Source organism: Winogradskyella sp. (assembly GCF_045105575.1).
Taxonomy (GTDB): Bacteria; Bacteroidota; Bacteroidia; order Flavobacteriales; family Flavobacteriaceae; genus Winogradskyella.
This window is the reverse complement of the sequence record NZ_JBGCDQ010000008.1, coordinates 40,991-54,134: the sequence shown is the minus strand read 5'-3', so window position 1 is coordinate 54,134 and position 13,144 is coordinate 40,991. Positions and strand designations below refer to the sequence as shown.

General features: G+C 35.1%; 9 protein-coding genes. 2 read left to right on the top strand and 7 right to left on the bottom strand.

Annotated elements, in window-relative coordinates; translation table 11 throughout:
* Nucleotides 1-134 precede the first annotated feature (134 nt).
* From AB8B52_RS01870 to AB8B52_RS01840, 7 genes are all read right to left on the bottom strand, one after another.
* Nucleotides 135-815, bottom strand: a complete 681-nt coding sequence (locus AB8B52_RS01870; protein ID WP_406024677.1) for a hypothetical protein — start codon at nucleotides 813-815, stop codon at nucleotides 135-137.
* 307 nt (nucleotides 816-1,122) lie between these two features.
* Nucleotides 1,123-4,479 carry a preprotein translocase subunit SecA gene (gene secA, locus AB8B52_RS01865; protein ID WP_406024675.1) on the bottom strand — a complete coding sequence of 1,119 codons (3,357 nt, stop codon included), beginning with the start codon at nucleotides 4,477-4,479 and terminating at the stop codon, nucleotides 1,123-1,125.
* Between the two features lie 188 nt (nucleotides 4,480-4,667).
* Complete coding sequence (locus AB8B52_RS01860; RefSeq protein WP_008272287.1) at nucleotides 4,668-4,889, bottom strand: DUF2795 domain-containing protein; 222 nt, start codon at nucleotides 4,887-4,889, stop codon at nucleotides 4,668-4,670.
* Nucleotides 4,890-5,171: 282 nt separating this feature from the next.
* On the bottom strand, nucleotides 5,172-5,747 hold the full coding sequence (locus AB8B52_RS01855) for a cob(I)yrinic acid a,c-diamide adenosyltransferase (protein ID WP_406024672.1): 576 nt from the start codon (nucleotides 5,745-5,747) through the stop codon (nucleotides 5,172-5,174).
* A 409-nt stretch (nucleotides 5,748-6,156) separates the two neighbouring features.
* Nucleotides 6,157-6,846, bottom strand: a complete 690-nt coding sequence (locus tag AB8B52_RS01850; protein WP_406024670.1) for an ABC transporter ATP-binding protein — start codon at nucleotides 6,844-6,846, stop codon at nucleotides 6,157-6,159.
* Nucleotides 6,847-6,995: 149 nt separating this feature from the next.
* Nucleotides 6,996-7,766, bottom strand: a complete 771-nt coding sequence (locus AB8B52_RS01845) for an O-methyltransferase (RefSeq protein ID WP_406024668.1) — start codon at nucleotides 7,764-7,766, stop codon at nucleotides 6,996-6,998.
* Between the two features lie 118 nt (nucleotides 7,767-7,884).
* Nucleotides 7,885-9,747: an ABC-F family ATP-binding cassette domain-containing protein gene (locus AB8B52_RS01840; protein ID WP_406024666.1), complete on the bottom strand. Its 1,863-nt coding sequence runs from the start codon at nucleotides 9,745-9,747 to the stop codon at nucleotides 7,885-7,887.
* A 104-nt stretch (nucleotides 9,748-9,851) separates the two neighbouring features.
* On the opposite strand from AB8B52_RS01840, the gene AB8B52_RS01835 reads away from it, so the two are divergent.
* Both AB8B52_RS01835 and AB8B52_RS01830 read left to right on the top strand, forming a co-directional pair.
* A complete protein-coding gene (locus AB8B52_RS01835) occupies nucleotides 9,852-10,658 on the top strand; it encodes a polysaccharide biosynthesis/export family protein (protein ID WP_406024664.1) in 807 nt (268 codons plus the stop codon).
* Between the two features lies 1 nt (nucleotide 10,659).
* Nucleotides 10,660-13,131, top strand: coding sequence for a polysaccharide biosynthesis tyrosine autokinase (locus tag AB8B52_RS01830; RefSeq protein ID WP_406024662.1), 2,472 nt, complete (start codon nucleotides 10,660-10,662; stop codon nucleotides 13,129-13,131).
* The last annotated feature ends 13 nt before the right edge of the window (nucleotides 13,132-13,144 follow it).

Below are 13,144 nucleotides of genomic sequence, written 5' to 3'. Positions count from 1 at the left end.
TATACGTAGTTATACGTATATTTCAATAAAAATAAGGTAGTTACGATATTGATTTGTGCGGTTTTCCGTAAAACCATAAAAAAATCCTGATAGATGTATCAGGATTTCTAAGTGTGTTATTATTTTAAATTGTTTTACTTATCAGCTTCCGCTAAAGGCGAAATCATAATATGTGCTCTGTGTGTCCCAGGATTCATAATCCAAGGATGGTTAGAAGCTGCCGGTGCTTCTGGCAAACCTGTTGACTCTGCAGTTGCAAATGGCATATATACCACGTAGCGTAGTTTTGCACCTGCTACTTTAGAGGTTTCGGTATCGTATAGTGTTTCTTTGCCGTAGTAGATGTGTAAGGTGGTTCCTGTGGTCATTTTCAGTTGTCCAGATTTTACCTCTTCTTCACGGATATCAAAGATTTCTTGGTGTTTTTTACCTTCTGCTTTCAGCGCGCGTCCTCTTGCCATAAAGGGTTCGAGATCTTTATGATAACAGGCTGCACTAAAGCCGTCTTTTTTAGGATCGTCTGCAAGGACAATAAATTCATTAGTGCCTTCTCGTAGCGTTACAAAGTCGCCAGCCATATTATAACCAATAACTTTACAATCGGCTCTACTGGCTTCTGGAGCTGCCATTAAGGCTGTGGCGATTAGAGCTGCGTCTGAGTCAATCGGTTTAAGGTTTTTGTTGGTGTCAGTTAATGCACCTTCTACGACGGTTTCCGGTTCGGTAGTGACGTCTGGTGTGCTCGTGTTTTTGTCTGAGGAATTACAGGATACGAATAGTGCTGTAAGGACTAATGTGGTGATGATGGATTTCATGCAGTATTGGTTTTAAGAAATTAGGTGATGCTAAGTTGTGATGTTCGTTTAAATATAATGAAATTATTTGCTATTTCGTCCTGTCGCTTGTGTACAATTAGCGAGATATCTATCGAGAACTTTTTAGGTCTAAAGCATTTAGATCACGCTTAATGGAATACTTTCCGATATATTTCAACGAAAAAGTTGGAACACTTGAAGTGATTTATGTAAACAAAAAATCCTGATGGGTTGCATCAGGATTTTAGATTATTTTAATGAGATTAGCTTCGCTGAATCTTCGATTTCCTGCTTTCGCAGGAATTAATTACTCAACAAGCACCCATTCTCCTTTATCAATCAAAGGAATCGCTTGCTTATATTTTACTTCTTTAGCTTCACCGCTCATCACATGTTTAATCGTTACTTTATCATTACGACCAATTTTTGGTTGATCTCTAACGATAGTTTCAACCACTTGCTGCTGTTGGCGCGAAGCTCCTTGTCCTGCAGCTCTGTTTTGAGAAGAACGTTCGTCTAAATTAGGAATCTCGTCTTTCTTGGTCTCTAATTTTTCCTGACGTCTGGCTTTGGCTTCCTGTATTGTATCTGCGGTTTCTTGTGGAATTTCACCTTTAAATAAGAATGAAATCACATCTTTATTCACTTGATCAATCATGCTTTTAAACAGCTCAAAAGATTCAAACTTATAAATTAACAATGGATCTTTCTGCTCGTGAACCGCTAACTGAACCGATTGCTTAAGTTCATCCATTTTACGCAAATGTACTTTCCAAGCATCATCAACAATGGCTAATGTAATGTTCTTTTCAAAATCATTAATCAACTGTGTTCCTTTTGTTTCGTAAGCTTTCTCTAAGTCGGTAACCACTTGTAGGTTCTTTACACCATCTGTAAATGGTACAACGATACGCTTAAAACGATCGCGTTGTGTATTGTACACATTTTCAATAACAGGAAATGCTAAATCTGCATTGCGCTGCATCTTTTCGCGATAGTGCTTAAAAGCCGCTTTATAAATGGTACCAGCAATATCAGTAGCACTTAGTTTTCCGAAGTCGGCTCCAGAAATAGGTGAGGCCATTGAGAAGTAACGGATCAATTCAAACTCAAAGTTTTTATAATCGTTAGCATCTTTATTGTTGTTAGCAATGCCTTCAGAGGTATCAAAAATCATGTTAGCCAAATCCACACGAAGACGTTCTCCATGCAAAGCGTTTTTACGACGTTTGTAAACGACTTCACGCTGCGCATTCATAACATCATCATATTCTAATAAACGCTTACGAACACCAAAGTTATTTTCTTCTACTTTTTTCTGTGCACGCTCAATAGACTTAGAAATCATACCATGCTGAATCACTTCGCCTTCTTTCAATCCCATTCTGTCCATCATCTTCGCGATACGTTCAGAACCAAAGAGACGCATCAAATTATCTTCTAAAGACACATAGAATTGTGAACTTCCTGGATCTCCTTGACGACCAGCTCTACCACGTAACTGTCTATCGACACGACGCGAATCGTGACGCTCTGTACCAATAATGGCTAAACCACCAGCAGCTTTAACTTCGTCACTTAATTTAATATCGGTTCCACGACCAGCCATGTTGGTGGCAATGGTAACTTGACCTGCATTACCTGCTTGTGCTACAATGTCTGCTTCTTTTTTGTGCTGTTTTGCATTAAGTACGTTATGCGATATTTTACGAACACTTAAAAGTTTCCCTAAAAGTTCTGATATTTCTACATTGGTTGTTCCTAAAAGTACTGGTCTGCCTTGTTGAGACAAATTGGTGACTTCGTCAATAACGGCATTGTATTTTTCGCGCTTGGTTTTGTAAACTAAATCGTCTCTATCATCTCTAGCGATGGGTCTGTTGGTTGGAATCTCTACCACATCTAATTTGTAGATTTCCCAGAATTCCCCAGCTTCCGTCACCGCAGTACCTGTCATACCAGAAAGTTTACGGTACATTCTGAAGTAATTTTGAAGGGTTACCGTTGCAAATGTTTGTGTAGCCGCTTCAATTTTTACATTTTCTTTAGCTTCAATCGCTTGGTGTAAACCGTCAGAATAACGACGACCATCCATAATACGACCGGTTTGCTCATCGACAATCATTACTTTATTCTCCATAACAACATACTGGTTGTCTTTTTCGAATAAGGCGTAAGCTTTTAATAATTGGTTGAGTGTATGAATACGTTCAGATTTAATTCCGAAGTCTCTAAATAAATCTTCTTTAAGGTTGGCTTCTTCTTCAGACGATAAGCCTTGGGCTTCAATCTTAGCGATTTCAGTTCCCATTTCTGGCATTACGAAGAAGTTTGGATCATCTTCACCAGATAAGAATTCAATACCTTTATCAGATAACTCCACCTGATTGTTCTTTTCATCAATAACATAATAGAGTTCTGCATCTACTTTTGGCATTTCTCTGTTGTTATCTTGCATGTAGAAGTTTTCCGTTTTTTGAAGTAATTGCTTGATGCCTTCTTCAGATAAAAACTTAATCAGCGCTTTATTTTTAGGAATACCTCTGTAGGCTCTTAATAATTGAAAACCACCTTCTTTAGTGTCTCCAGCAGCAATCAACTTTTTAGCTTCGGCTAAAACGCCTACTAAATATTTGCGTTGTACTTCTTCGATCGCATTTACTTTAGGCTTTAAGGCATCAAACTCATGCTCATCACCTCTAGGAACAGGACCAGAAATAATTAATGGTGTACGTGCATCATCGACTAAAACCGAATCGACCTCATCGACAATAGCATAATGATGTGGACGTTGCACTAAATCTTCTGGCGAATGCGCCATGTTATCACGTAAGTAATCGAAACCAAATTCGTTGTTGGTTCCGTAAGTAATATCTGCATTATAGGCTTTGCGACGTGCATCAGAGTTTGGAGTATGATAATCGATACAATCGATACTCATACCATGAAACTGAAATATTGGTGCCATCCAAGCACTATCTCGTTTGGCTAGGTAATCATTTACTGTGACCAAATGTACTCCACGACCAGTTAGGGCATTTAAGTACACAGGAAGCGTTGCTACCAACGTTTTACCTTCACCAGTTTGCATCTCAGCAATTTTACCTTGGTGCATGGCAATACCACCAATTAATTGTACATCGTAATGAATCATGTCCCAAGTAATTGGCTTACCTGCGGCATCCCAAGAATTTGCCCAAATGGCTTGGTCTCCTTCTAAAGTCACATAATCATGAGCTCCAGAAATTTCACGATCAAAGGCACTTGCTGTTACCGGAATTTGTGTATTGTGTACAAAACGTTTTGCTGTTTCTTTTACTACTGCAAAGGCTTCAGGCAAGATGTCGTTTAAAACTCCTTCTGTAACATTATAAATTTCGTCTTCAATTTTATCAACTTCAAGATAAATGTCTTCACGCTCATCAATATCTTCAGTAACTGCGGCTTTTGCTAAAAGTTCTTCTTTTTTAGTGTTAAGCGGTAATCTTGCTTCGGCAATTTGTGCTTTAAATGCAACAGTTTTTGCTCTAAGGTCATCGTGCGATAAATTCTCTAAGGCTTTTTCAAACGTCTTAATTTTATCTACAATTGGTTTTATAGCACCTACATCTTGTTTGGATTTATCTCCAACAAACACTTTAAGTACTTTATCTAAAAAGGTCATATTCTTATATTTTGGTCAGGTTGGTTGTTAACCTGTGTGTTTTTAGTTTCTATTTTTAAAACACCACTAAAGTCCCCTCAAGGGAACAATCTGTGTCTATTTGTATTTTAAATTACGAGCCTTCGAAAATAAAAAAAGTCTCTCAGTTATAATAACGCAAGAGACTTTATTTGTGATTATATTATATGCTAATATTCATCCTCGTTCCAGAGGTAATCTTCATCAGTTGGGTAATCTGGCCAAATTTCTTCGATAGAGTCGTAAGAATCACCTTCGTCTTCTATTGCTTGTAAGTTTTCAACAACCTCTAATGGAGCTCCTGTTCTAATTGCGTAGTCAATAAGCTCATCTTTTGTTGCCGGCCAAGGTGCATCACTTAAATAAGATGCTAATTCTAATGTCCAATACATTTGCGTTGTAAATTTAATTTTTGCAAAAATAATTTTTTAGTTGAACAATTCAAGAAAAAATCAAATTAATTAGTTCGTAAAATAAATATATTCATTTATCGGTCTCACTAAACATTTATCTTAAAGCGTTTTTGAATAATTCAAAGTTCACTTATAAATGTTTCATCATTAATAAAAAGAACGTGTAATTGTCAACTTTTAGTTCGGATTAACTATCGCAATTGTTAGTCCTATTCTGAAAATATTGCTTTACTTAAACGATGTTCTGGTAATGGCAAGTGATTAAGATTCTTTTTTAGGAATCCACTTTATCTCTTCAGCTTGTAAATTATGTGACAACTTCCGTGCCAATACAAAAAGATAGTCAGAAAGGCGATTAATGTACATCAACGTTTCGGGTTGAAACGGTTCTAAATCATTAAGATGTGAGGCTAAACGCTCGGCTCTACGGCAAACTGTACGTGCTATGTGACAGAATGACACGGTTGTATGACCACCTGGTAACACAAAATGTGTCATTGGTGGTAAGCTTTCTTCCATGAGGTCCATTCCTTTTTCTAGGCGCTCAATATCATCATTAGAGATTTTAGGAATATTTAAACGTGTTTTACCATTTTTTAAAGTGGCTTTTTCAGGATCTGTCGCCAGAATCGCTCCAACCGTAAATAAACGGTCTTGAATATCCATTAAGGTATTTTTATACAATTGGTCAATATCTTGGTCTCTAATTAAGCCGATATGCGAGTTAAGTTCGTCAATAGTGCCGTAACTTTCTATTCTTATATGGTGCTTAGGAACACGTGTGCCACCAAAAAGTGCTGTTGTGCCTTTGTCTCCTGTTTTTGTGTATACTTTCATGGAAACAAAGTTAAGAGTTATGAATTAGAAGTTATAAGTGAAAGTTGAAAAGTTTGAAGTTAATTGCTTTGGTTTTAAGATGGAAGTATGAAGCTTGAAGATTGTAGCGTAAAATTTAGCAGACTATTTTTTCTTGCGAAGACTCAAAGGCTTAAAGAAATGATAATGCAGAGATTCGTGGACGTTCCACAGATATGCACAGCGTGTTTTACGACACAATTTGATAGCAAAGAGAATAGACAAAAGACCTTAGACAAAAGAGCTTAGAATATTGAACTTTGAACTAAAATTTCTAGCAAATAGGTGCAAAGTAGTAAAATGTTATAACTCGTTAAAGGTGGTGTTAGTCTTTTCCCCTCCGGGGAATTTCAATAACTTTTAGATAGCCACAATTAGGTAAAGGGGCTTTTTACGGATTCCTTGTATCACTCTCAATAACACCATCACGCAAACGAATAACACGTTTAGCATGTGCTGCAATCTCTTCTTCGTGTGTTACCATAATTACGGTATTTCCTTTGGCGTGAATTTCATCAAAGAGTGCCATGATTTCGGTTCCTGTTTTAGAGTCTAGGTTACCTGTTGGCTCATCAGCAAGGATAATCGACGGTTTATTAACTAAAGCTCTGCCAACAGCGACACGTTGCCGTTGTCCACCAGAAAGTTGATTAGGTTTATGATCCATACGATCTGCTAAGCCCACATCTGTTAATACTTCTGAGGCACGCTCTTGACGTTCCTTTTTCGAAGCACCTGCATACACCATTGGTAATGCTACATTTTCTAGGGCAGTAGTTCTTGGTAGTAAATTAAAGGTTTGAAAAACGAAGCCTATTTCTGTGTTTCTAATATCAGCAAGCTCGTCGTCAGTCATTTGGCTCACATCTTTTCCGTTCAAATTATAAGAGCCAGCCGTTGGTGTGTCTAAACAGCCTAATAAATTCATGAGTGTGGATTTACCAGAACCAGATGGTCCCATTATGGCAACATATTCACCGACTTTAATGTCTAAGTCAATGCCTTTTAAAACATGTACAATTTCTTGCCCTAGTTTAAAATCTCTAATGATATTTCTAATTTCAATGACGTTGCCGCTCATGTGTAATTTTTATAATTAGTCAGTGTTGTATTTTGAAAAGATTTTGTCAATATTGCCCAAATCCTAAAGGGGTTATTGTCAAAATCTTCTGCAATATAACAGAAATAAAAAGTTGGTTCACCAAATAAGACGTTAAAGTTGTTGGCTTGTTACAGTCTTACTTTAAAATGTTCTTTTCGTTGTTCTTTTCTGAAAAATACGAAACCTAAATGAAAGCAATCTACAGTTACGCTAATTGATTTATGGTTTTTAATATATTCCCAAGCTTCGGTCATGCCTTTGGACCAATAAATATCATCAAAAACAAAAACAGTGTCGTTATGAGCTTTTGATAATAAGGATTCAAAATATTGAATGGTTGCTGTTTTATTATGGTGCCCATCGAAGAACACGACATCAAATTGATTTTCGTTTAAATTAGAAATGGCATCTGTGAAATTGTCGATCGTAAATTGAACGTTATTTACCTCTATATTTTTTAATTTTGATTTTGAAAATTTGGATGTGTTTGGGCAACCTTCGACTGTAATAATTTCGGAATTCGGATTTGCTAAAGCGAAAGCCAAGGTTCCCATACCTAGAGATGTTCCTAATTCTAAAGTATTCTTAAACTTGAAATATTTTGAAACACGATACAATAATTCAGTATCTTTTTTAGAACTGCTTGAAGTTTTTACCATTTGGTTCACCTTACGAGTATCAGCATCTAAAACTCTTGAGCCTTCACCTAAATCCTGAATTTTTAGAACAACATCGGATTTTTGTAATATGTTTCGGTAGTTACCGAGTGTTGTATAGGCTTCGTATTTGGTTTTATCATACAAACATCTAGTCACAAAATTATAGACAAAAGGGGAGTGCACTCCGTGTTGGTTGGTGGAGGTAAATAAGAATTTTAGGTATGCTATGATTTGGTACATTATCTCGGCTATTGGCTATTGGCTATTGGCTTAAGCTTTTGATTACTTTTTGTGCTCTAAATTAGAGGCATTTAATTTTAATAAACCTAAACTGCCTACTGCGACTGAAAACTGAAGATTAACCTTCTAGCTTCTCAGCCAATTCAAACCAACGCATTTCCTTTTCTTCTTTAGTATCGATAATATTTTGAAGTTTTTCTGAAAGCTGCGTAATTTCGTCTTGGGACAATTCTGGATTTAGAAATTGTGCTTCTAATTTGGTTTTATCTAATTCTAAGGATCTGATTTTAGATTCTAAATTTTTGTATTCTTTTTGTTCGTTATAATCGAGTTTATTGGCTTCGTTTTGTTTTTCGGCTTTAGTATTATCCACTTTTACAACGGGCTCAATTTCTTTTGGTTTGCTGGCATCATATGCTCTAAAATCTGAATAATTCCCTGGGAAATCATCCACAACACCATCGCCTCTAAATACAAACATGTGATCTACAATTTTATCCATAAAATAACGGTCGTGAGATACCACTAAAAGTACTCCTGGAAAATCCATTAAAAAATCTTCTAAGACATTCAGTGTTACAATATCTAAATCGTTTGTAGGTTCATCGAGAATTAACACATTTGGATTCTGAATTAAAACGGTACACAAATACAAACGTTTTTGTTCTCCACCACTTAGTTTTTCAACAAAATCCCATTGCTTTTTTCTATCGAATAAGAACTTTTCGAGTAATTGCTGAGCGCTAATTTGTCTGCCTTTGGCCAATGGAATATAATCGCCAAATTCTTTAATAACATCAATAACTTTTTGATTTGGTTTTGCTTTGATACCACCTTGTGTATAATAGCCGATTTTAACCGTTTCACCAAGTACCACTTTGCCACTATCTGGCTCCATGCTTTGTGTTAAAAGATTTAGAAATGTAGATTTTCCTGTTCCATTTTTTCCAATGACGCCAATACGTTCTCCTTTCTTAAATGTATATTCAAAACCATCTAAAATCGTTTTGTCTTTAAATGATTTAGAGACCTTATGGAATTCTATGATTTTACTTCCCAGACGTTCCATATTAATGTCTAATTCAATTTTATGGTCGTTTCTGCGTTTGTGTGCTTTTTCTTTAATTTGAGAAAAATCATCAATTCTACTTTTAGATTTTGTGGTACGTGCTTTTGGTTGGCGACGCATCCAGTCTAATTCTTTTTTGTAAAGTTGTTTGGCTTTACCAACTTCGGTAGCTTGGTTTTCTATGCGTGCTTCTTTTTTTTCTAAATAGTACGAATAGTTGCCTTTATAGGTATGCAATTCGCCATGGTCTAATTCTATGATTTCGTTACAGACACGCTCTAGGAAATACCTATCGTGTGTTACCATAAAGAGCGTTTGCTGTGTTTTGGCAAAATAATCCTCTAACCATTCAATCATTTCTAAATCGAGGTGATTGGTAGGTTCATCTAAAATTAAGATATCAGGCTTGCTTAATAACACTTGTGCCAAGGCAAGACGTTTTTTTTGTCCACCAGAAAGTGCCGTTACTTTTAGGCTTAAATCATATAACTTTAATTGCGAAAGTATTTGCTGATATTGCGTTTCAAACTCCCAAGCGTTATAGCGATCCATACCTTCAAAAGCGAGTTGATAAGCTTCGACATCTTCAGGATTTTTTAAAGCATTTTCATAAGCTTGAATGATTTTTAAAACAAGAATGTCTGATGCTAAAATGGTTTCTTCGAGCGTGAGTTTAGGGTCTAAATCGGGTTCTTGATCTAGGAAGGCTAAACGGAGTCCTTTTCTTACTACTATTTGACCATCATCAGGAGCATCTTTTCCTGCTAAAATATTCAGGATAGACGTTTTTCCACTTCCGTTTTTTGCTACAAAAGCAATTTTCTGATCTTTATGGATACTAAAAGATAGATCTTTAAAGAGGATGAGCTCTCCATAAGACTTAGATATATTTTCTACGTTGAGGTAATTCAAACTAAATTTTTTTTACAAAGAACGTAAATAAACCAAAAAGAATACCAATAGTTTTGTTATTACTATTGATGCCTTATATTTGTCTCTTAACATCTATTGTAAATATGAAGCGTATAAAGCTTTTGATTATTGTATTGAGTTGTGTCATTGTTTCGTCTTGTATTCCTCATAAAGATATTGTGTATCTGCAGGATAAGGAAGGTTCATCTACTGACACAATCTCCAATAATCTATATGAAATTCAGAAGCCTTACAGAGTACAGATTAATGATATCTTAAATGTAAGGGTAAAAGCTTTAGATCAAGAAACGGTTTCCATTTTAAATCCTGCAGGTGAAGAAAATTTAAATGCGGAAAGTGCAGAACGAGCTTATTTTGATGGTTTTACTATTGACGTTCATGGGAATATACGAATTCCAACCTTAGGAAAGATTAATGTACTTGGGTATACATGCGAAGAGATTGAAAAGCGCATTGAAAAACAGCTTTTAGAAGAGCAATTTAAAGAGGCTGCAAATATTTTTGTAACGGTTAAATTAGCTGGTTTGCGTTTTACGGTTAATGGAGAAATTGGGGCACCAGGTTCTTTAACCCTTTTTCAAGAGCGTGTGAACATTTTTGAAGCCATCGCCAATGCTGGTGAAATACCAGTAACAGGAAATAGAAAAGAGATTCAAATCATAAGGCAGTATCCACAAGGTCAAAGAATACATACTTTAGACATAACCGATATTAATGTTATGAAATCTCCATATTATTATATTCAGCCTAATGATATAATTTATGTGAAACCATTGAAGCAGAAAACATGGGGAACAGGAACAAATGGCGGAGAAACACTGGCTACAGTCGTTTCCATAATCACTTTGCTAACAACAACGATTTTATTAATAGAAAGGACTTCGAGATAATATGTCAAATCAAGATTACTTAGATACCGAAGAATCTGGTCGTGTCAGTTTTGACTTCAGAGGCTATCTTTTTAAAGTATTAAACCTTTGGAAGTTTTTTTTGCTCTGTATAGGTGTTGCTATGCTTATTGCTTACTTTATAAATGTTAGAAAACAAAATGTTTATAAATTAGATTCATTGATTTCTGTAGATAACGATCAAAACCCTTTTTTTACAGCAAACACGAGTATATCTTTTAACTGGGGTGGAACTTCTGGGAAAGTTGGTAAGATAATTACGGCTATTAAAACGAGAACACACAATGAAAAGGTTGTAGATTCTCTTCAATATTACATGGAATATTTGATTGAGGGAAAATATCGAAAAGAGGATATCTACAAAAAAGCGCCATTTGAATTTATTATAGATAAGACTAAAAATCAAGTTATTGGTTATCCCATTGGTTTGCGATTTCTCAATTCCAATGAATTTCAAGTGTTTACTGAATTTGAAACTTCAAGTGTCTCGGCTCAAAAGTATAGTGATCAATCAATATCTAGAGTTAAGGTGCCTGAAGCAGTATTTACAAAAACGTACAAAAATGGTGATATTATTAACTTACCTTTTATTAATGGTAAAGTTGTAATTAAGGATTTACATGATATTCCTCCAGGTAGTGAGTTTTTTCTGAAATTTAGTAATTTTGATGCTGTAGTGAATAGTTACAGATCCAGAATTATCATAGGAGCTTTTTCTACATCTACACCTTCAATCTTGAAATTACAATTGTCTGGTAATAATAAAGATAAAATTGTTGATTATCTCAATGCAACATCTTCAATTTTAAGTATAACAGAGCTAGAAGTAAAAAACTTATACGCAACAAATACCATTAAATTTATTGATAGCAGTCTTATGGCTGTAAATTCTGATCTCAAAAATGTTACTGATGAGATGAATAAATTTAGAAAGCAAAACAGGATATTTGACGTTACAAATGAAATGACTCAAATTGCGGATCAGCTAAGACAATTTGATCTAGCAAAGCAAGATGAAGAATCAAAATTAGATTACTTGAATACTCTTGAGGTATATTTAAATACCAAAACAGACTATACCAATATAGCGGCACCAACAAGTGCAGGAATAACGGAAATGAATATTTTAAATAGTGTTTCTAAAATTGTAGAGTTAGCTGCCGAGCGCCAAAATTTAGAATATACCACCAAAGAAGGATCCGGACTTTTTAAAGAAATAGATCGTCGTATTGATTCAGAAAAAAATGTACTACTAGAAACTTTAGATGCTACAAAAAAGACTATTTCTATAAAAATAGCCACTGTAAATAGAAATATTGCAAATTTAGAGAGCAAGTTAAGTGGTTTACCAGAGGACGAACAGCAATTTCTAAAGATTCAAAGAAAATTAGATATCAGTCAGGAAGCGTATAACATATATACCGCTAAACGAAGTGAAGCGGCAATTGTAAAAGCTGCTAATATTTCTGATCTTACAGTTATTGACGAAGCGAAAGATATTGGCGGCGGATTGATTGGACCTAATAAATCGTTAAATTATATGATGGCATTGATGATGGGTTTTTTCATTCCTATGTCTTTAATTTTTGTTGTATACTTATTAGATAGTACTATCCATGGTTCTGACGAGATTGCTAGAATGTCGAAAATTCCGATACTGGGATTAATAGGAAAGTACCGTTATAAAAATAATTTAGTCGCTTATGAGAAGCCGAAATCAGCTGTCGCAGAATCATTTAGAGCTATAAGATCCAGTTTACAATTTGTTTTCAAAAAAAACACATCACAAACAAGGGCGAACACATTAATGATTACGTCTTCGGTAAGTGGTGAAGGGAAAACTTTCACATCCATTAATACTGCGACAGTTTATGCGCTTTCTGGAAAAAAGACAATTCTCTTAGGGCTAGATTTGCGTAAACCAAAAATCTTTGATGATTTTAATATAACTAATGAGAAAGGAGTTGTAAATTATTTAATTGGTGATAGTACTTTGAATGAGGTGACTACCCATACTCATATTGAAAATTTAGATTTAATACCGTCAGGACCAATACCTCCTAATCCATCAGAGTTATTAATGAGCGATAATTTAAGAGAGCTCATAACCACTCTTAAGGAAGAATATGATATGATTATCTTAGATACACCGCCTCTTGGCTTAGTGACAGATGCATTAGAATTGGTGCAGTATGCCGATGCGACTATCTTTATGGTGCGTTTAGACTATACTAAAAAGGGTATGCTACAGCTAGTTAATGCAAAATATCATTCAGGTGAACTAAAAAACATTAGTTTTGTGCTTAACTTCTACAGACATAAAAATAACCATAATTATGGTTACGGTTATGGCTACGGCTACGGTTATGGATATGGTGTTTATGGCAATAGCTATCATGAAAAAGATAATAATTCATTTATTAAAAAAATTAGAAATTTTTTTAAAAAAGCATAACTTTTCCTAATAT